The organism is Enterobacter sp. ECC-019, assembly GCF_043974075.1.
GTDB lineage: Bacteria > Pseudomonadota > Gammaproteobacteria > Enterobacterales > Enterobacteriaceae > Enterobacter > Enterobacter asburiae_D.
In genome coordinates this window covers 3161231-3181973 of the sequence record NZ_CP143759.1, presented here as the reverse complement: position 1 = coordinate 3181973, position 20743 = coordinate 3161231, and the positions used below count along the sequence as shown (strand labels likewise).

General features: G+C 57.2%; 19 protein-coding genes. 11 read left to right on the top strand and 8 right to left on the bottom strand.

What is annotated here, in order from left to right:
• The first annotated feature begins 7 nt into the window (after positions 1–7).
• The 9 genes from citC (at position 8) to V1566_RS15080 (ending at position 9935) form a co-directional block, all read left to right on the top strand.
• Positions 8–1075, top strand: a complete 1068-nt coding sequence (gene citC / locus V1566_RS15120; protein WP_395303852.1) for a [citrate (pro-3S)-lyase] ligase — start codon at positions 8–10, stop codon at positions 1073–1075.
• A gap of 24 nt (positions 1076–1099) precedes the next feature.
• Complete coding sequence (gene citD / locus V1566_RS15115; RefSeq protein WP_395303851.1) at positions 1100–1390, top strand: citrate lyase acyl carrier protein; 291 nt, start codon at positions 1100–1102, stop codon at positions 1388–1390.
• On the top strand, positions 1390–2265 hold the full coding sequence (citE, locus tag V1566_RS15110; RefSeq protein WP_023335830.1) for a citrate (pro-3S)-lyase subunit beta: 876 nt from the start codon (positions 1390–1392) through the stop codon (positions 2263–2265). Before citD ends, citE begins: the two co-directional genes overlap by 1 nt.
• A 30-nt stretch (positions 2266–2295) precedes the next feature.
• Positions 2296–3816, top strand: a complete 1521-nt coding sequence (gene citF / locus V1566_RS15105) for a citrate lyase subunit alpha (protein WP_395303850.1) — start codon at positions 2296–2298, stop codon at positions 3814–3816.
• A gap of 5 nt (positions 3817–3821) precedes the next feature.
• The gene (gene citX / locus V1566_RS15100) at positions 3822–4361 is read left to right on the top strand and encodes a citrate lyase holo-[acyl-carrier protein] synthase (RefSeq protein WP_395303849.1); all 540 of its coding nucleotides are present in this window, start codon (positions 3822–3824) and stop codon (positions 4359–4361) included.
• Positions 4336–5211: a triphosphoribosyl-dephospho-CoA synthase CitG gene (citG, locus tag V1566_RS15095; RefSeq protein WP_395303848.1), complete on the top strand. Its 876-nt coding sequence runs from the start codon at positions 4336–4338 to the stop codon at positions 5209–5211. Before citX ends, citG begins: the two co-directional genes overlap by 26 nt.
• A gap of 27 nt (positions 5212–5238) precedes the next feature.
• Complete coding sequence (locus V1566_RS15090) at positions 5239–5787, top strand: RBBP9/YdeN family alpha/beta hydrolase (RefSeq protein ID WP_395303847.1); 549 nt, start codon at positions 5239–5241, stop codon at positions 5785–5787.
• 17 nt (positions 5788–5804) lie between these two features.
• Positions 5805–8384 carry a bifunctional aconitate hydratase 2/2-methylisocitrate dehydratase gene (locus V1566_RS15085; RefSeq protein WP_395303846.1) on the top strand — a complete coding sequence of 860 codons (2580 nt, stop codon included), beginning with the start codon at positions 5805–5807 and terminating at the stop codon, positions 8382–8384.
• 111 nt (positions 8385–8495) lie between these two features.
• The gene (locus tag V1566_RS15080) at positions 8496–9935 is read left to right on the top strand and encodes an anion permease (protein WP_395303845.1); all 1440 of its coding nucleotides are present in this window, start codon (positions 8496–8498) and stop codon (positions 9933–9935) included.
• A gap of 57 nt (positions 9936–9992) precedes the next feature.
• On the opposite strand, the gene V1566_RS15075 is transcribed toward V1566_RS15080, so the two are convergent.
• A complete protein-coding gene (locus tag V1566_RS15075; protein ID WP_395303844.1) occupies positions 9993–10586 on the bottom strand; it encodes a TetR family transcriptional regulator in 594 nt (197 codons plus the stop codon).
• 116 nt (positions 10587–10702) lie between these two features.
• Here V1566_RS15075 and V1566_RS15070 point away from each other — a divergent pair, with 116 nt between their 5' ends.
• Together V1566_RS15070 and V1566_RS15065 are read left to right on the top strand one after the other, a co-directional pair.
• Positions 10703–12190, top strand: coding sequence for an MFS transporter (locus V1566_RS15070; RefSeq protein WP_395303843.1), 1488 nt, complete (start codon positions 10703–10705; stop codon positions 12188–12190).
• Between the two features lie 77 nt (positions 12191–12267).
• Entirely contained in the window at positions 12268–14151 is a 1884-nt protein-coding gene (locus V1566_RS15065) for a potassium transporter Kup (RefSeq protein WP_395303842.1), read from the top strand.
• A gap of 39 nt (positions 14152–14190) precedes the next feature.
• On the opposite strand, the gene V1566_RS15060 is transcribed toward V1566_RS15065, so the two are convergent.
• Genes V1566_RS15060 through V1566_RS15030 form a run of 7 tightly spaced genes read right to left on the bottom strand, consistent with a single transcriptional unit; the run spans position 14191 to position 20642 of the window.
• Positions 14191–15417, bottom strand: a complete 1227-nt coding sequence (locus V1566_RS15060; protein WP_395303841.1) for a Zn-dependent hydrolase — start codon at positions 15415–15417, stop codon at positions 14191–14193.
• Positions 15414–15896: an L-2-amino-thiazoline-4-carboxylic acid hydrolase gene (locus V1566_RS15055; RefSeq protein WP_032656897.1), complete on the bottom strand. Its 483-nt coding sequence runs from the start codon at positions 15894–15896 to the stop codon at positions 15414–15416. The genes V1566_RS15060 and V1566_RS15055 overlap by 4 nt, the downstream gene beginning before the upstream one ends.
• Before the next feature lie 18 nt (positions 15897–15914).
• The gene (locus tag V1566_RS15050) at positions 15915–17072 is read right to left on the bottom strand and encodes a branched-chain amino acid ABC transporter substrate-binding protein (protein ID WP_395303840.1); all 1158 of its coding nucleotides are present in this window, start codon (positions 17070–17072) and stop codon (positions 15915–15917) included.
• 28 nt (positions 17073–17100) lie between these two features.
• Entirely contained in the window at positions 17101–17820 is a 720-nt protein-coding gene (locus tag V1566_RS15045; RefSeq protein WP_395303839.1) for an ABC transporter ATP-binding protein, read from the bottom strand.
• Positions 17813–18580 carry an ABC transporter ATP-binding protein gene (locus tag V1566_RS15040; protein ID WP_395303838.1) on the bottom strand — a complete coding sequence of 256 codons (768 nt, stop codon included), beginning with the start codon at positions 18578–18580 and terminating at the stop codon, positions 17813–17815. Before V1566_RS15040 ends, V1566_RS15045 begins: the two co-directional genes overlap by 8 nt.
• Positions 18577–19683 (bottom strand): branched-chain amino acid ABC transporter permease, encoded by a 1107-nt coding sequence (locus V1566_RS15035; RefSeq protein ID WP_395303837.1) that lies wholly within the window; start codon positions 19681–19683, stop codon positions 18577–18579. The genes V1566_RS15040 and V1566_RS15035 overlap by 4 nt, the downstream gene beginning before the upstream one ends.
• Positions 19684–19691: 8 nt before the next feature.
• Entirely contained in the window at positions 19692–20642 is a 951-nt protein-coding gene (locus V1566_RS15030; RefSeq protein ID WP_395303836.1) for a branched-chain amino acid ABC transporter permease, read from the bottom strand.
• Positions 20643–20743 lie beyond the last annotated feature (101 nt).

The window sequence follows — 20743 nt, the reverse complement described above, 5'->3', positions numbered from 1 at the left end:
AGAGACGATGTACACCGCCACCACGCCAGAATTTGAGGTGATTAAAGCCGATAACGCTCAGGCCAGAGAGGAGGTTGCCCGCTTCCTGGCCCGCAACGGTTTAGGCATTGATAACGATATTGAGCAATTTATCGTTGCGCGCTATCAGCGTCAGCTTGTCGGCTGCACCGGCATTGCGGGTAACACGCTGAAATGCATCGCGGTGGATGCCGGGTGGCGGGGCACGTCGTTAAGCCTGACGTTAATCCATGAGGCCGAACTGCTGGCGGCACAAAACGGCGAACATCAGCTCTTTCTTTTTACCTGCCCGGATAACGTAAAGTCATTTCGCGGATGCGGGTTTTATCCCCTGGTGACGATCGAGAACTGTGCGGCATTAATGGAGAATACACCGGTCGGTATTCATCGTTACTGCAGCCTGCTGCGTCGCCATCATTTCGTGCCGGGGCAAAACATTGGCGCGATTGTGATGAACGCAAATCCGTTCACCCTGGGCCATCAATATCTTATCGAGCATGCGGCCAGCCGGTGCGACTGGCTGCATGTTTTCGTGGTGCAGGAAGATGTCTCCGCTTTTTCGTTTAAAGAACGGTTTGCGATGGTCAGAGACGGAGCGCGGCATCTGCAGAATGTCACTGTGCATCCGGGGTCGGCATATATTATTTCTCGCGGCACATTCCCGGGCTATTTCCTGAAAGACAAGCAGGTCATCGATAAAGCCTATGCCGCCATTGATCTGATGCTGTTCAGAAGTTATATCGCCCCCGCGCTGAATATTAATCATCGTTTTGTCGGTACCGAACCTTTCTGCCCGTTAACCGCGGAATATAACCTGGCGATGCACCGCTGGCTGGAAGACGAAACGTGTTCGACGCCGCGTATAAGCGTACACGAAATAGAAAGAAGAACGGATGGCAATAATGTCCCGGTGTCGGCTTCAGCCGTTCGTCGTTTATTAAATGAAAACAAACTCCCTGCCGCCAGCCGCATGGTGCCGGCCACCACGCGCGCGTTTTTGAATAAAGAGGTTCAGCATCAGCCTTGTTTATCCGAACCGATGTCGGCAGTGGTTTAACCGCATTATCACAGGAAAAATGATATGAAAATTGTGCAAGCCGCAATGGCGGGAACGCTGGAGTCCAGCGACCTGATGGTCAAGGTAAGCCCCGTCGAGAGCGGGCTGGATGTGGTCATCCAGAGCGAAGTGTATAAGCAATTTGGCGACCGAATTACTGAGGTTGTCAATGAAACCCTGGCCGCGTTCAACATCGAGCAGGGGCTTGTCGTTATTGATGATAAAGGTGCGCTGGACTGCGTGATCCGCGCCCGCGTGCAGGCTGCTCTGCTCAGAGGAATGGCCCAGGAAGACATTGCATGGGAAACGTTATAATGAAAAAGTTACGCCGCAGTATGTTATTTATTCCCGGCTCAAGTGCCGCCATGCTTTCAACGGCATTTATCTATAAACCTGATTCCATAATGTTTGATCTGGAAGATGCCGTCGCGCTAAAAGAAAAAGACAGCGCCCGTCTTCTGGTATTTCACGCCCTGCAACATCCGATGTACAGCGATATTGAAACCGTTGTCAGAATTAATCCCCTGAATACGCCTTTTGGATTAAAAGATCTTGAAGCCGCCGTCAGGGCGGGTGTCGATGTCATTCGTTTACCCAAAACCGACTCCCCGGAAGATATTCATCAGCTCGAACGTGAAATCGTCCGCATTGAAGAAACCTGCGGACGCCCGGTTGGCTCAACGAAATTAATGGCGGCGATAGAATCTGCCGTTGGCGTGATTAACGCTGTCGCCATTGCGAAATCCTCCGACCGCCTGATGGGTATTGCGCTGGCTGCCTTTGACTACGTGATGGATATGCAAACCGAGCGGGGCGATGGGACGGAGCTGTTCTATGCCCGGTGCGCCGTATTGCATGCCGCGCGCGGAGCCGGCATTGACGCCTTCGACGTGGTGTACGCCGACGTGAACGACGAGGCCGGTTTCCTGAAAGAAGTGGATCTCATCCGCCGGATGGGCTTCAACGGTAAATCGCTGATTAACCCGCGACAAATTGAAATTCTTCATAACGCCTACGCGCCAACGCAGGAAGAGGTGGATTACGCAGAGCGCGTGCTTGCCGCCGCAGAGGAGGGTGAACGCAACGGACTGGGGGTGATTTCGCTGAACGGCAAAATGATCGATGCGCCAATCATCAACCATGCCCGCGTCGTGATTGAACGCAAAAATGCCTCCGGCATTCGTCAGTAATCCCCTATACCGCAAGCGACAGGATGAAAAATGAAAAACCAAACTGAAACCCTGCACCACATTCCTGGCTCTCGCCGTGAGTACGTCGCCTTCAGCGGCGCTAACGCGACGACGCCTTATCTTGCTGACAGCCAGCAAAAGTATCAGCGCAAGCTGTTTACCAGCGTGGACGATGTGCTGGCCCGCTGCGATCTGCATGACGGCATGACCGTCTCTTTTCATCACGCCTTTCGTGAAGGGGATAAGGTCATCAATTACGTGATGGACAAGCTGGCCCAGCGCGGCCTGAAAGGCATCACGCTCGCGTCAAGCTCATTAATGTCCTGCAATACGCCGCTTATAGATCACATTCGCAACGGCGTGATCGGCAAAATCTACACCTCCGGGATGCGCGGCGAACTGGCGGATGCGATTTCGCACGGGCTGATGGACGAGCCGGTGCAGATTCACTCCCACGGCGGGCGGGTGAATTTGATTCAGCAGGGCGAAATTGCCATTGATGTCGCGTTTCTGGCTGTCTCCTGCAGCGACGAATACGGCAATGCCAGCGGCAACGGGGGCACCTCGCAGTGCGGCTCGCTCGGCTATGCGATGGTCGACGCGAAGTATGCCAGAAAGGTGGTCTTGCTCACCGAAACCCTGAAGCCGTTCCCCAACCTGCCAGCCAGTATCGTTCAGGATCAGGTTGACTATGTTGTGCAGATTGAGAGCGTCGGCGACCCGGCAAAAATCAGCGTCGGCGCCGCCAGGGTGACCAGCAATCCTCGCGAGCTGATGATTGCCCGCTCTGCCGCCGACGTTATCGAACACTCCGGCTATTTCCGCAACGGCTTTTCCATTCAGACCGGTTCGGGGGCGGCGTCAACCGCCTGCACGCGGTTTATGGAAACCCGTATGCGCAAGCACAATATTGTCGCCCGCTTCGCGCTCGGCGGGATCACCGGCAGCATTGTCGATCTGCATCAGAAGGGGTTAATTGAAAAGATCCTCGATACGCAAAGCTTTGACGGCGCGGCGGCAGCCTCCATGGCGGTCAATCCCGACCACGTGGAGATCTCCACCAACGTCTATGCGAACCCGGCCGCAAAAGCCGCCTGCTGCGACAGGGTGGACGTGGTGATCCTCAGCGCGCTGGAGGTGGATACCCAGTTCAACGTTAATGTTCTGACCGGCTCCGACGGCGTGATGCGCGGCGCGTCGGGCGGACACTGCGACGTCGCCGCGGCGGCAAATCTCACCATCGTGGTTGCCCCGCTGATCCGCAGCCGCATTCCTACCGTCGTCAGGCAGGTCACCACCCTGGTGACGCCGGGTGAAAGTATTGACGTTTTGGTTACCGATCACGGTATTGCCGTTAACCCGGCGCGCCCGGAAATTCGCGAACGCTTGATTAACGCCGGGCTGGCCGTTGTCGACATCGACGCGTTGTATCAAAAGGCGCTGCTCATCTCGGGTGAACCTAAGCCTGTTGAGTTCACTGACCGTATCGTCGGCGTGGTGCGCTACCGCGACGGCAGCGTGATTGACGTGGTTCGTCAGGTGAAGGAGTAATCGTCATGACGGATAAAGCCTCGAACGCGAAAGTCTCTCTGGAACAGGTGTTGAGCGCCAGAGAGCAGCGAGCCCGTCGGCAGCAGGCGTGGCTGTTTCAGTCGGAGCATACGGTTGTATCCGTCACGCTGGTCTGGCCGGGGGAGGTGAAGGATACCGACCTGGCCAGGCGGGTGATGGCCGCCGCGAATCAGGCACTCGGCGAGGTATTCCGCACCCATCAGTGGACGGTCTGCCGGCATCAGATCCTGCAGCCGGTCACCGGCCCCGAAGCGCTCTGGTCGGTGTCGGCACCCGCGTGGATGATCAAACACGTCACGGCGCATCTGGAAGATAACCATCCTCTGGGGCGCCTGTGGGACATCGACGTGTTTTGTCCGAAGACGGGACTGCTGAAAAGAAACGCCATCCAGCAGCCGATGCGCAGTTGCTTTATCTGTCATGAACCGGCCCACGTTTGCTCTCGTGCGCGGCGTCATTCGCAGGCCGAACTCGCGCGCGTAATCGAGGAGTTAACCGATGACTACTTCGCTTGCCAGATGTAAAGCGCCAGACGTTCAGCGCACTTTCGCTGAGCTGGCTGCCGAGGCCATGTATCGGGAAATTCGCTTAACCCCGAAGCCGGGTCTGGTGGATCGCGTAAACAGCGGGGCGCATAGGGACATGGATTTTGCGCTGTTCATGGTCAGCATCGCGGCGATTGCGCCCTGGTTCTCAACCTTCTTTCACGTTGGCAGAGAGACGGCTCGTCTTGCTGGCCCGCAAACGCTGCGAGCCATAAGACCGACCGGCCTGGCCTGCGAGCAGGCGATGTTTAACGCCACCGGTGGGGTGAATACCCATAAAGGCGGGATTTTCTCTCTGGGGCTGCTGTGCGCCGCAGCGGGACGTCTGACGCAAAGGGATGAAGCGCTCACGCAGCGCAGTTTATGTCGTGAGACCCGCATTATCTGTACCGGCATCGTTGAGCTGGAGCTAAAAACCACCGGCATCGCCAGAACGAAGGGCGAGCAGCAGTTCCAGACCTACGGGTTTACCGGGGCGAGAGGGGAAGCGGCCAGCGGTTTTATGACCGTCCGCCAGGCGGGTCTCCCGCACCTGCACACCGCATCAGGTCAGGGCGAATTCGAAGACGTGGCGCTCTTAAGGATGCTGCTGGGTTTGATGGCCGCGAATCCGGATACCAATCTGGTTTCCCGTGGGGGAATAGAAGGTCTGAACTACGCCAGACGCTATGCGAGGCGGTTATTAAAAATAAGACGTCTCCCGGCGGATAAATTGGTTAACGCGCTGCTCAGAATGGACGCGGAATTTATTAAACGCAATTTAAGCCCCGGCGGTAGCGCCGATCTTATTTCCGTTGGCTGGCTATTGTCGCAGTTTCCACCCGAATAATCGCGAATAGCGTAACAGGAAAACGTCATGATTGAACAGCGCCTGCAGCAGCTCAGTAAGGTGTACGCCCTTGTTCTTGTCCCGGGTCTTAGAGACAGCGATGAACATCACTGGCAAAGCTGCTGGGGGCGGCGTTTTCCCTTCTGGAAACGGATCCAGCAGAAAAACTGGTTAGAGCCCGATATCGAAAACTGGGTCTCGGCCATTACCCGCGAGCTGGCAATGTGCCCGCTGCCCGCCATCCTCGTCGGCCACAGCTTTGGCGCGCTGGCGTCATGTCGGCTGCTGCAAACGCGGCGGGTAAACGTAGCCGGGGTAGTGATGGTCGCACCGGCAGAGCCTGCTATTTTCGGACTCGAAGAGGCCATTCAGCCAACGCCATTACCCGTCCCCTGCATCATATTTGCCAGCCGAAACGATTCTCTGATGCCTTTTGCGCGCGCTCACTATTGGGCCACGCGCTGGCGTGGCCATCTCATCGATATCGGTGAGGCCGGACATATTAATTCGGAGTCCGGTTTTGGCGAATGGCCGTATGGACTCGAACGATTAACTGAATTTTGCGAACAACTTTAGCTTTAACAGGAGAACCTATGTTAGATGATTATCATCAGCACCAGAAAGCGCGCGCTGAGTCGGATATACCCGCGAAACCGTTAACGGCGGAACAAACCGATGCACTTATTCATCGTTTAATAAATAATGCGTCCGCACATCATCCACAATTATTGGATTTATTAACCCACAGCGTTCCGCCGGGGGTCGATCCTGCGGCAAAACTAAAAGCCGATTTTTTATTTAAGGTGGCACTGCAGGAATACCGTGTTAACGGGCTTTCTCCCGACGCGGCCACAACGCTGCTGGGGTCCATGCAGGGCGGGTATAACGTCCAGCCGCTGATTGAGCTTCTTGACCATCCGAACCTCGCACCGCTGGCCGCCGAGCAGCTTTCTTCTACCATCCTGATCTTTGAAAAATTCAGCCAGGTGGAAGCCAAAGCGAAGAGCGGCAATGTCCGGGCAAAAGAGGTGCTTCACTCCTGGGCTAATGCCGAGTGGTTCACGCGTCGTCCGGCCATGCCTGAAAAAATTACCCTGAAGGTGTTTAAGGTTCCCGGTGAGACCAATACCGACGATTTGTCTCCGGCACCGGAGGCGTGGTCACGTCCTGATATTCCGCTACACGCCCTCTCCATGCTCAGTAACGTCAGGGAAGGGGTAACGCCTGATGAACCCGGCGTGCGTGGCCCTTTGCGCCAGTTGGCAGAACTGAAAGCGTCGGGCTGGCCGCTGGTGTACGTCGGTGACGTCGTGGGGACCGGATCCTCACGTAAATCCGCCACCAACTCCATCCTTTGGCACATCGGGAATGATATTCCGTTTGTGCCGAATAAACGTAACGGCGGTTTTGTGTTTGGCGGCAAAATCGCGCCCATTTTCTTCAACACCCTGGAAGATTCCGGCGCGCTGCCGGTAGAGATGGATGTCTCCGCGCTGATGACCGGGATGCTGATCGATCTTTACCCGTACAAGGGCGAAATTCGTGAGACAGAAAGCCAGCGGCTGGTGACGACCTTTACCCTTAAAACCGAGGTGCTGCTGGACGAAGTACGCGCCGGCGGGCGGATCCCGTTGATTATCGGACGAAGCCTGACGGCGAAAGCGCGGGAATCGCTGAAGCTTGAGCCTTCAGCGGTATTCCGCATGCCCGCTTCACCTGCGCCATCCGCAACCGGCTTTACGCTGGCGCAGAAAATGGTGGGTAAAGCCTGCGGCGTGGCGGGGATCCGCCCAGGACAGTATTGCGAGCCGCAGATCGCTACCGTCGGTTCTCAGGACACCACCGGCGGAATGACGCGCGACGAGCTGACCGACCTTGCCTGTCTCACGTTTTCAGCTGACCTGGTGATGCAGTCTTTCTGCCACACCTCTGCGTACCCTAAGCCGGTAGATGTCCAGCTGCATGAAACCCTGCCGCAGTTTATCACCCGCCGGAATGGGGTGGCGCTCAAGCCGGGCGACGGCATTATCCACTCGTGGCTTAACCGCATGCTGCTGCCGGATACGGTAGGCACGGGTGCCGACTCCCATACCCGCTTCCCGCTGGGGATCTCCTTCCCGGGCGGCTCCGGGCTGGTGGCGTTCGCCGCCGCAACCGGCATCATGCCGCTGGACATGCCTGAATCGGTGCTGGTGCGCTTTACGGGTGAGATGCAAAAAGGGATCACCCTGCGCGACCTGGTGCATGCCATTCCGCTCTACGCCAGAAAGCAGGGGCTGTTGACGGTCGAGAAAAAGAATAAGCGCAACGTTTTCTCGGGCCGGATCCTCGAAATTGAAGGCCTGGAAGCATTAAGTGCAGAGCAGGCGTTTGAACTGGCTGACGCCTCCGCCGAACGGTCCGCCGCCGCGTGCGTTATGCGCCTGGAGGAAGAGAATGTCGCGCAATATCTTCGCTCCAATGCGGCTCTTCTGCGCTGGATGGTTAAGCAGGGGTATCAGAACGCCGCCACGCTTGAACGACGCATTGCTGAAATTGAGGCGTGGCTGGCTAACCCGTCGCTGCTCCGCGCCGATCCTGACGCGGAATATGCGGCAGTCATTGAGATCGATCTTAATGAAATCACCGAGCCGGTGGTCTGCGCCCCGAACGATCCGGACGATGCCCGGCTACTTTCGGAGGTTGCCAGCACCCCTGTTGAAGAGGTGTTCATTGGCTCCTGCATGACAAATATCGGTCACTTCCGCGCTGCGGGTGAAATCATGGCCGGTGCCAGCGAAAACCAGGCGCGTTTGTGGCTCGCACCGCCGACAAAAATGGATGCCCAACAGCTCGCGCGCGAGGGCTATTTTAATCAGTTTATTCAATCGGGGGCGAGAATCGAGCCTGCGGGCTGTTCCCTGTGCATGGGGAACCAGGCGAGGGTGCGCGAAGGGAGCAGCGTGGTATCGACGTCCACCCGAAATTTCCCGCATCGTCTGGGAACGAATGCGAAAGTATTCCTTGCCTCAGCTGAATTAAGCACCGTCGCGGCCATGCTCGGGAAAATGCCAACCGTGGAAGAATATTTTAGCTATACGGATAAACTTCACGATGCGCATGAAAATATCTATCGCTATCTCAGTTTTGATACTCTGGCCGAATATCAAATCACAGCAAGTGATAATATTTAGGTTGTTAGCGCGTAGTTTTTTATTATTTATTTAGCAAATGTATTTATCCGGCAGAGGCGTCTTTCAGGAGAACTCTCTGCCATTCAGGGACCCTTTTCTCATGGGTGAGATATGCTTAATTCCAATATTTTAAAAACAATCTTACTTGCCATAATAATATTATTATCAATATTTATTCCACCGCCTGATGGATTAACCAAAGAGGCGTGGATACTGGCAGGCATATATCTGTCCGCTATTGTTGGGCTGGTCATTAAACCGTATCCCGAACCCGTCATAATGCTGGTTGCGGTGGCATTAACCTGTTTTACCGTAACGAAATTTCCAGATTCTCCTGTCAAATCGATGGATGTCCTGAGCGGATACGCCTCCGGTACGACCTGGCTGGTGTTTAGCGCCTTTACACTGAGCGCGGCGTTTGTCACTACGGGGCTTGGGAAACGGCTTGCATACTGGTTTATCCTCAAGTTTGGCAGCACGACGCTGAGGCTGGGGTATGTGACCGCCTTGCTGGATTTGGTGCTGGCACCCGCCACGCCCTCAAATACCGCGCGGGCAGGCGGCGTGGTTTTTCCTATTATTAACAGCATCGCGACGGTATTAGGCTCGACGCCAAAAGAGACGCCGTGCAAGGCTGGCCGTTATTTAATGGTCAATGTCTATATGGTGACTAAAACGACCAGCTATATGTTTTTAACGGGCTTTGCCGGAAACGCGTTAGCGCTACAGCTCATTTCCGATATCTTCCATATTCATATTAGCTGGATCGGCTGGATGCTGGCAGGGGCCCCGTTGGGTTTATTGATGCTGTGTATCATTCCCTATATTTGCTACCGGGTTGCCTCTCCGGAAATTAAACATATTGATAATGTCGCTATTGCTACCAACGGCCTGCAAAGCCTCGGGGCAATGAGCCTCAAAGAGAAGGGGCTGGTGGTGATTTTTATCGCCGCGTTATTAGGCTGGATCTTCTCTCGTCACCTTGGGCTGAATGAATCCGCCGTCGCCATTATCGCGATGGGGGCGGCGCTGCTGTTTAATATTATCGGCTGGAGCGACGTACAGAAAAACAAAGGCGGCTGGAATACCCTGATGTGGTACGGGGGCATCATCGGTCTGAGCGCCACGCTGAGCAAGGAGGGATTTTTCCGCTGGCTGGCTGATTTCCTGTCAGCGCACCTCGATTTTCTCAGCGCAGGGAATATGACCATCGTTATTATCGTGTTTCTCAGCGTGCTGGTTCGCTATTTCTTTGCCTCCGGCGGAGCATACGTCGCGGCGATGGTGCCGGTCTTTGCCACCGTGGGGCTGGTCACCGGAACGGCACCCGTTCTGCTTGCTCTCGCTATTCTTTTTTCCAACTCCTATGGGGGTTGCATCACGCACTATGGCGGCGCAGCGGGGCCGATTATCTTCGCCGCCGGGTATAACGACATCAGGTCATGGTGGACCATCGGCACGCTCGTGGCGCTATGCACGTTTTTAATCCACATGTTCCTCGGCATTCCCTGGTGGGGTTTCCTGATGCAGCACGGCATGCTGCAGTCTTAACAGACCGGGTGTAGACAAAAGGTAGGCCGGGTAAGGCGTCGCCGCCACCCGGCAACCTCACTGCTTAGACGGGGTATTAAATAACTCGAGCGTGATTAATGTATCAAGATGGTTGTTAAACGCGGCTTCGTCCATTTCGGGCATGTTTAAGATATACATTCCGTCAAGACCGCACACCAGACCAATCAAGCGCCAGGCAATATTTTCCGCCCGATCGCCCGGATTCAATTCTCCGGCCTCTGTTCCCGCCTTGATTAGCGCCACCGTTTCCTGATGCCACATCTCCATGGTCATCACATAGGCGGCCTTGATTTCAGCATCACGGCTGGCGAGGATCTGCGCTTCACGCCACAGGCGAATATAGGGCTCAAACCTGCCGTCATCGCTGCCGAGCATACCATGAAGCTGCTCCCGCCATCCGGCCTGTTTACCCGCGACATCCGCATCCAGCAGCTCGCGAATCAACCGTACGAACGCCAGTGATTTTAGCTCTCCGCCGGACGTAAAGTGATGATGCACCTGGCCGGTGGCGACTCCGGCCTCGGCGGCAATACGGCGTACCGTCATGGCCGCCAGTCCTTCAGCCAGCGCCACGCGCATGGCGGCCTGTAAGATGGCTTCCCGCCGTTCATCCTTGCTCAGATATCGCATGTTTACTCACTCTCAATGGGAATGAAATGAGTGTAACAAAAAGCTGGACATGTGTTCAACTTTACGTAGGATCGCATCCTGGACATGTGTCCATGTTTTAAAAGAAAAGGAAATTTATGTTTCGTCAGTGGTTAGCGTTAGTGATTATCGTGCTGGTGTATATCCCGGTTGCGATCGACGCGACGGTGCTGCACGTGGCGGCGCCGACATTGAGCATGACGCTGGGTGCCAGCGGCAATGAATTGCTGTGGATCATCGATATTTACTCGCTGGTGATGGCGGGAATGGTGTTGCCGATGGGCGCCCTGGGTGACCGCATTGGTTTTAAACGATTGCTCATGATTGGCAGTACGCTGTTTGGCCTGTCGTCGCTGGCGGCAGCGTTTGCCCCTTCAGCAGGGTGGTTGATTGCGGCGCGCGCCTCGCTGGCAATCGGTGCCGCGATGATTATTCCGGCTACGCTGGCTGGGATCCGCACGCTGTTTATCGACGCGCGGGATCGTAATATTGCGCTCGGCGTCTGGGCCGCGGTGGGTTCAGGTGGGGCGGCGTTTGGCCCGCTGATTGGCGGTATGCTGCTTGAGCATTTTTACTGGGGATCGGTTTTTTTAATCAACGTGCCGATTGTGCTGGTGGTGGTTTCGCTGGCCGCGCGTTTTGTGCCTCCTCAGCAGGGCCGCCCGGAGCAGCCGCTGAATATTAGCCATGCCATCATGCTGATTGTGGCGATTTTGCTGCTGGTCTACAGTGCGAAAACCGCGCTAAAAGGTGTCCTGTCACCGTGGGTAGTTGCGTCCGCGCTAGTGACCGGCTCGGTGCTGCTGTTTATCTTCGTGCGTATTCAGCTCCGCGCTCGCGTACCGATGATCGACATGCGTCTGTTCTGCCATCGCATCATTCTGAGCGGCGTGGTGATGGCGATGACCGCCATGATTGCCCTGGTCGGGTTCGAGCTGCTAATGGCCCAGGAGCTGCAGTTTGTTCATGGCTTTACGCCGTTTGAAGCGGGAATGTTCATGCTGCCGGTGATGGTCGCCAGCGGGTTCAGCGGTCCTATCGCGGGTGTGCTGGTCGGGCGTTTGGGGCTACGCATCGTCGCCGCCAGCGGAATGGGGCTCAGCGCCGTCAGCTTTATCGGCCTGTCGATGCTCGACTTCAGCACCCAGCAGTGGCAGGCGTGGGGGCTGATGGTGCTGCTCGGCTTCAGCGCCGCCAGCGCGCTGCTGGCCTCGACCTCCGCAATTATGGCCGCTGCGCCGAAAGAGAAAGCCGCTGCCGCAGGGGCGATTGAAACCATGTCCTATGAGCTGGGCGCCGGGCTGGGGATCGCCATCTTTGGTCTGCTGTTGACCCGCAGCTTCTCGGCGTCAATTGACCTGCCGCAAGGGCTGAATGCCTCACTCGTCGATAAAACCTCGTCATCCATTGGTGAGGCGATGAAGGTGGCGCAGGATCTGACCCCGACGCTGGCGGAGTCGGTGATTGAGGCGGCGCAAAGCGCGTTTATCACCTCGCACAGCGTGGCGCTGGGCAGTGCGGGCGGAATGCTGCTGCTGTTGGCAGTGGGGATCTGGTTCAGCCTGGCGAAGGTCAAGCCGCAGTAATACAGGGTGCGAGGTTGGCGCGGGCGGGGCAGATGGGCTATGTTTTTTATAGGATTATCTGACTCTTGCTGGAAAATATGAGCCCTCGCCACAGCAGTGAACCGTCCCAACCGCTCTCCCGGATAACCCTGCTTGCAGGGGGGGCGCTGGGCGTCGTTTTTGGTGATATCGGTACCAGCCCGCTTTATACCTTCCGCACGGTGCTGTCGCTCTCTGAGCATGACCCTACGCCCGGTGTCATACTGGGCCTGCTCTCGCTGATTACCTGGACACTCATCCTGGTGACATCCATAAAATATGCCGCCTTCGCCATGCGAATTGATAATCATGGTGAGGGGGGCATCATGGCCTTGATGTCGCTTCTGGTGGAGAAAGGCAAAGGCGGGCGCTGGGTGATTTTTGCCGCCCTGATTGGCGCAGCGCTCATTTACGGTGACGGCGCGATAACCCCGGCAATCTCGGTGCTTTCCGCTCTGGAAGGGCTGGAGATGGTGATCCCTGAGTCCCAGCCGTACATATTACCCCTGACGGTGGCGGTTTTGCTGGCGCTGTTTCTTATCCAGCCTTTTGGTACCGCCCGCATAGGGAAAATATTTGGCCCGGTCATGGCGCTGTGGTTTTTGGCGATTGCTGCGCTTGGCGTGCGAGGCATCGTACAACACCCCTCGGTACTGCTGGCCCTCAACCCTGCGTACGGCATCGCGTTTTTGTTTTCGAACGGGTATACCAGTTTCCTGGTCCTGGGCGGCGTTTTTCTCTGCGTGACGGGTGCCGAGGCCCTGTATGCAGACATGGGGCATTTTGGTAAAAAGCCGATCTGGCTTGCCTGGTACGGTATCGTCTTTCCTTCGCTGCTGCTCAACTATGCTGGCCAGTCAGCGCTGATTCTGGCCGGTGCCGACAGCAAGCAAAACCTTTTCTACACGCTCTGTCCGCCTGTGCTGCAGGTTCCGCTCATCGTTCTTGCCGCGCTGGCGACGATCATCGCCAGTCAGGCGATTATTACCGGCGCTTTTTCCATGACGCGCCAGGCCATTCAGCTTGGCTGGTTACCCCGATTACGCATCAAACAGACGGCGGCAGAAAGCTACGGTCAGATTTATATCGGAATCATAAACTGGCTGCTGATGGTGGTGACCATCGGGCTGGTGGTGTTCTTCAAATCCTCCGATAAGCTCGCCGCTGCGTACGGCATCGCCGTGTCGTTAACCATGCTGATGACCACGGGGCTGTTGTTTGTGGCGATGCGGGAAGTGTGGCGCTGGAGCCTGGTCAGCAGCGCGCTTATTGCCCTCTGCTTCCTGGTGATTGATGCCACCTTCTTGTTTGCCAATCTGATTAAGGTCCTGGAAGGCGGCTATATTCCGTTGCTGATGGCCGCAGCGATTTGTACGGTGATGCTGATCTGGCACCGCGGCGTTAAGGCGGTATCCGCATCGGTGGGCGAGAAGGGCGTCAGCGTGGATGCGTTCTTTGCCCAGCTTCAGCAAAAGACGGTGCCCAGGGTGGCGGGCTCCGCCGTCTTTTTGACCCGTACACAGAACAATATCCCGCCGGTCATGCGCTGGCATGTCGCGCGAAATCGGGCGCTACAGCAAGATGTGTTGTCGCTTACCATTGATATTCTGAATGTGCCCTATGTGGGGGAAGAACAACGTATCAGGGTAGAGCCGCGCGCGCCGGGCTACTGGCACGGCGTGGCGCAGTATGGTTTTATGGAACACCCGGACATCCCGCGTTTGTTGCAGGGTGTCAGCGAGATTAACGCGCTTTTTGCCACGGATGACGCCACCTGGTATGTCGGACATGAAACCATTGTGGCAGGCGAGGGTGAGGCAGGTATGGCGGCCTGGCAACGGCACATATTTGCGTTCATGAAGCGCAACTGCACGCACGTCATCAACCATTATCACCTCCCCAGCGATCGGGTTGTTGAAATCAGTCGACGCGTTGCCGTGTAGACTCTGGCGAAAGCAGAGCTCCTCTGCTTTCGCACCGTTCTATCTCTCAAGGGCTGCAGACAGGACGCTATGCAATAACACATTCGCCCCTTTCTCCGCCCACTCTGGCAGGATCCTTTCCGCTTCGTTATGGCTAATGCCTTTCACGCAGGGGATAAAGATCATGCTGGCTGGCGCAATTTTGCTGACATAGCAGGTGTCGTGTCCCGCCCCGGAGACCATCGGTTTCGACGAATAGCCCAGTTCCGCCACGGCCTTCTCCGTACGAGCCAGGCATTCGGCATCAAATGCGATGGGCGCGTAGTCAAAAATGCGTTCAACGGCAGCAGCGACGCCGCGCAGTCTCAGGCTTTCAGCCACCTTATGCAGCGCCGCTTCCATGGTTTCCAGAGCCTGCTGCACCGGATGGCGAAACTCAACGCTGCATTCCACGCGAGACGGCACGACGTTGCGCGAGTTTGGCGTAACCTTTGCCATACCGATCGTCGCGCGTCCGTCCGGCGCATGCCGATAGCCAATCTCTTCCACCTTCAGCGCCAGCTCGGCGAAGGCGGTGAGCGCGTCGCGGCGGCTGTGCATCGGCGTCGTGCCCGCGTGCGCGGCGAATCCGTCCAGCGTCAGGGTAAACCAGCGCTGGCCCATTGCCGCGCGGACTAAGCCGATATCGATAGCTTCATCTTCCAGAATCGGGCCCTGTTCGATGTGCAGTTCGTAGCAGGCGTGAACGGGAAACGCGCGGGCAGGGGCTTCACCCCGGTAGCCAATGTTATCCAGCGCTTCACCCACGGTGATGCCATCGTTATCCGCGCGGGCATGCGCGTACGCTTCGCTAAATTGCCCCGTCCAGACCCCTGAAGAGAGCATGGCTGGCGCAAAGCGCGCGCCTTCTTCGTTAGTCCAGTTCACCAGCACAACGTCACGCTCAGTCTCAACGTGACGATCGTTAAGGGTTCGCAGCAATTCCAGCCCGGCCAGCACGCCGTAAACTCCGTCGTAGTTACCGCCCAGCGGCTGGGTATCCACATGTGAACCCGTCATGACCGGGGCAAGCTGCGGGTTTTTCCCCGGTCGACGGATAAACATATTGCCCATGCTGTCGACGTCGCAGGTGAAACCCGCGTCCAGCGCCCAGTCGCGCAGCAGGTTGCGCGCAATACGATCTTCCTCGCTCAGCGCCAGACGGGTCACGCCACCGGCGGGCGTGCCGCCAATCTGCGCCATCATCTCAAGCGTTGACCACAGCCGTTCGGCGTTGATGCGGATCATGTCTTGTCCTTACTGCTGCGGTAGCGGAAATCACAGCACGAACCGCCCTGCATGATGGTGGTCGTGCGGGTCAGCTTCACGTCCGGCGCATAGCCAACGATGAATTTTTCATCGCGCGCGCAGGAAAGCAGGTGACCAATCTCGCCCAGCCCCATTTCGTGATACATCTCCGCGTAGCGACAGCGGGTCACGTTGTAGTTGTACTGCTGGTCGTCGGCGTCGATCACCTTCACGTCCAGAGCGTTATCTTTTTCCCACAGATACTGCAGGGCGATGAAACTCTTGACGTCCGCGCCGTTGGGTTCTTTGCTGGCAAACGCTTTGCCTGCGTCAATCGCGGCCTGCTCGATAGCCTCGCCAATGACCGCCTGGGCGCGGGTTTTCCCTATCTCGCGCACCAGGATTTCATAAATTGGCTTAATAATTTCTGCTTCAATTTTGCGGCGGGCGAGAATGCCCAGCTCGTTATTATCACTCATCACATTGCCCTCACTGCGTTACTTCGCTTTTGCGCCACCCAGCACGGTCTGCGGCTGCCATTTGCCATCGACAACTTTGTAAACGGTGAAAGACGGCGATTTCAGGTTACCTTCTTTATCAAACGCGATCTGTCCGGTGACGCCGGAGTAGCTGATGGCGCGCAGGGCGGGCAGATAGTCGGACGGCTCAACGGAGTCTGCTTTTTCCATCGCCGCAACCAGCACGCGGGTGGCGTCATAGGCGAACGGGGCGTGCAGTTCGATATGGGTGTGGTAGCGTGACTGGTACGCCTGCTCGAACGCTTTACCGCCCGGCATCTGCTCAACCGGCAGGCCTGGTTCGAGGGCGACAACGCCTTCGCCTTCTTTCTGCGCGAGCTGCAGGAACGTCTGGCTGACAAATCCACCTGCGCCCATCAGGGTGGCGTTCATGCCCAGCTGTTTGATACGACGCGCCAGCGGTGCGGCCTGGCTGTCGACGCCGCCGAAGAAGATCAGATCGGCGTTTTTACTGCGGATGGCGGTCAGCACGGCGCTGAAATCCACCGTTTTGTCATCAACGTACTGACGATCGACAACCTTCACGCCCTGCGCTTCAAGCGATTTAATAAACTGGTCCGCCAGTCCCTGACCAAAGGCAGTACGGTCGTCGATCACCGCAATACGTTTGGCTTTCAGCGTATTGACCGCGTACTGACCGGCAAACTGACCGCCGTCGTCGTCGTGGCCCATCACGCGGAAGCTAGTATCAAAACCCTGTTTGGTATAGGCGTGACCGGTCGCGACCGGTGCCACCTGTGCGATGCCCGCATCGTGATAGATACGTGCGGCAGGAATGCTGGTACCGGTGTTCCAGTGACCGACGACGCCCGCCACGCCGCTATCCACCAGACGTTGCGCCACGGCCACGGCGGTGCGCGGGTCGGACTGATCGTCTTCGGATTGCAGTTTGAAGGTCACCGCTTTGCCGCCGATGGTCGGGTGCTGCTTGTTAATGTCGTCAATGGCCAGCTGCGCGCCGTTCTCCAGATCTTTACCGATACGGGCGGACGGGCCGGTGAGCGGGCCTGCCAGACCGATAACCACGGTTTCACCGTCGGCTGCCCACGCGGCCGTCGAGGCAAAACTGCCGAGGAGGATAGCGGCGCTGAGCGCACTGATTTTTACTGTTTTCATTGTATTTCCCTGATGTTGGCTGGTGTTGTTAAACGGGCATTTCGCCCAAATAAATCTGTGCAATCTGGTCGTCATTGAGCAGCGCTTTCGATTCGCCATGATGAACAATGCTGCCGCTGTCCATCACCCACGCGCTGTCGGTGACTTCCAGCGCGAGACGGGCGTTTTGTTCAATGAGCAGCAGGGCAACGCCGCGCTCGCGCAGGCCGGCAATGACGGCAAAAATGTTTTCGACCATCTTCGGCGCAAGGCCCATCGAGGGTTCGTCGAGGATCAGCAGTCGCGGGCGGCTGAGCAGGGCACGGTTAAGGGCCAGCAGTTGTTGTTCTCCGCCGGAAAGCAGGCCGGCTAGCTGATGCTGGCGTTCTCCCAGGCGCGGGAAGCGCTCGAAAATGGCATTCATTTCTTGCTTAACGGTGACAGTGTCACGCCTGAGCCAGGCGCCCATCTGCAGGTTTTCCAGCACCGTCATTCGGGAGAAGATCCCACGTCCTTCCGGGACCATGACTAACCCGTCGCGGAGCAGGGATTCGGACCTGTGCTTACGTACCGCTTTACCGTTGAACTCAATACTGCCGCTAAAACTTTCCAGCCCGGTAATGGCGCGCACGGTGGAGCTTTTCCCCGCGCCGTTAGCGCCGATCAGCGTAGCCTGTTCGCCCTCGTGCAGGGTAAAAGAGACATCGCGTACGGCCTGAATACCGCCGTAATGCACGTCCACACGTTCCACTTTCAGTAATTCAGACATGGGCGTTGCCTCCAAGCCAGGCGGCGATCACTGCCGGGTCGCGACGCACGCTCTCCGGCGTGCCGCTGGTGAGCGTTTTACCGTAATCAAGCACCGTCAGGCGATCGCAGATGCCCATTACCAGCTTGACGTCATGTTCAATCATCAGCAGGGTTTTGCCGTCATCGCGCAATCGGATAAGCAGCTCGCCGAGCGCCACTTTTTCCGCTGCGTTCATCCCGGCGGCGGGTTCGTCCAGCGCCAGCAGCAGCGGTTCCGTTGCCAGCGCGCGGGCAATCTCCAGACGGCGCTGATGGCCATAGGCCAGATCGCAGGCGCGGTAGTGCGCAAACTTCGCAATGCCGGTGTACTCCAGCCAGTGCCAGGCCAGCTCCCGGGTCTGCGTCTCTTCCGCACGAGCGCGTTTGTGGCGACTCAGCGCGGCCCACAGGCCGTTACGGGTGCGCACGTGACGACCCACCATCACGTTTTCCAGCACCGACATGTCGTTAAAGAGGCGCACGTTCTGGAAGGTGCGCGCAATCCCGGCGGCGGTGACCTTCTCAATGTGCTTTGGAAAATAGGGCTTGTCGGCAATTGAAAATTCACCGCTGTCCGCCGGATAAAGCCCGGTGATCAGGTTAAAACAGGTGGTTTTTCCCGCCCCGTTAGGACCAATCAGGCCGTAGATCTCGCCCTTGTTCACGGCGATCGAAACGTCATCCACGGCGGTAAGCCCGCCGAAGCGTTTTGACATGTTGCGTACGGTTAACAGACTCATGTATTCACCTCCTTGTGGCGTACCGGCCAGATCCCGGCAGGACGCACCAGCATGACCAGCACCAGCGCCAGGCCGTAGAACAGCTGACGCAACACTTCCGGGTCAATCAGTACCGTACCGAACAGCGCCTGCTGAACCGGGGCTGCCTGACTGCGCAGCAGTTCCGGCAGGGCGGTAAGCAGTATCGCGCCGAGGATCACGCCCGGAATATGTCCCATACCGCCCAGTACCACCATCGCCAGCACGGCAATGGATTCCTGTAACGTGAAGGATTCCGGGGAGACAAAGCCCTGAAACGCGCCGAACAGCGCACCTGCCACGCCGCCAAAAGAGGCACCCATCGCAAAGGCCAGCAGCTTATAGTTACGCACGTTGATGCCCATCGCGCGGGCCACATCCTCATCTTCACGGATGGCGTGCCAGGCGCGACCAATACGGGAATGCTGCAGGCGCAGGCAGACAAAAATAATCGCCACAATCACCAGCATCAGCAGGTAGTACCACAGCCACAGGGCGGGCACTTTGAAACCAAACCAGTGGTATACACCGCTGAACTTCAGGCCGAATAGATTCAGCGTATCCACCCCGGTAATGCCCTTTGCGCCGTTGGTGATGTTCACCGGACGGTCGAGGTTACGCATCAGGATGCGGATGATTTCGCCAAAGCCGAGGGTTACTATCGCCAGGTAGTCCCCGCGCAGTTTCAGCGTGGGAGCACCCAGTAAAATGCCGCAGACCGCAGCGACGAGCGCAGCCAGCGGAATAATCAGCAGATATGACGTGTGCAGCCCGTCCGGGAACCAGACGCCGAGGACAGGAAACACCTCCAGCAGGTGTGGGGAGGCCATCAGTGCAGCGAGATAGGCGCCGACCGCGTAAAAGGCGATAAACCCCATATCAAGCAGGCCGGTATAGCCCACCACAATATTGAGCCCCAGCGCCAGCATGATGTAGAGCAGGGCGAAGTCGATCACACGCACCCAGTAGTTGCCGCCAAGCTGCGTGGCCACCACGGGAGCAACCAGCAGCGCGAGGCAGAACAGGACCATGCCTGACCAGAATTTGCGTGTTGCCGCAGGGTTTTGTAGTTGAAGCGTTGTCATTGTTTTCCTTATGCCCTGTGCGCCACGCGCTCGCCCAGCAGGCCTGCCGGACGGAAGACCAGCACCAGAATCAGGACCATGAAGGCAAAAACGTCCTGATAGTTGCTGCCAAAGACGCCGTGGGTCAGTTCCCCCAGATAACCTGCGCCCAGCGCTTCGATAATGCCGAGCAGGATCCCGCCAATCATTGCACCACGAATGTTACCAATGCCCCCCAGCACGGCGGCGGTAAAGGCTTTGATCCCGGGCAAAAAGCCCATTGAGAAGCTGGCGTTGCCGTAGTTGCTGGCCATCATGACGCCTGCAAGCGCGGCAAATACGCCGCCAATGGCGAATGTCAGGGTAATAATGGCATTGGGGTTAACCCCCATCAGCGCGGCCACGCGCGGGTTTTCCGCCACGGCGCGCATGCCGCGGCCCAGGCGGGTGTATTCCACCAGCAGCCATAGCCCGGTCATTACCGCAAGCGCCAGCGCCACGGTAACAATGCCGGTGACGGTCACAATGGCAGGGGGATGCAGTTCGCTTCCTGACGTCACGGCGATCGGCTCCATGGGCAGGATCTGCGGGAACATCAGCGGGTTGCGCGTCCAGATAATCATCGCCACGGTTTGCAGCAGGACCGAGACGCCGATACCCGAGATAAGCGGTGCCAGGCGCGGGGCGTTGCGCAGTCGGCGGTAGGCAAAGCGCTCCACGGCCATTGCCAGCAGGGCGCAAACGGCCATGGCAATCGCCAGGGCAACGCCAAGCTGCAACAGCAGCGGCATGTGCGGAAAGGTGGCGTTCAGGGCGTTAATGGCGGAAAGCGTGGTGAGCGCGCCGACCATCAGAATATCGCCGTGAGCAAAGTTAATAATGCGCAAAATGCCATACACCATGGTATAGCCCAGCGCGATCAGCGCGTAAATGCTTCCCAGCATCACACCGTTGATCAGTTGTTGTATGAGTGTATCCAAGGTCTGTACCCGCAAAGTGCTCTTTCTGCGGCTACCATCCGATAAATGAATTAAATTGTAAAATACACATATATTATTTCTTATGATAAACCGATATTGCT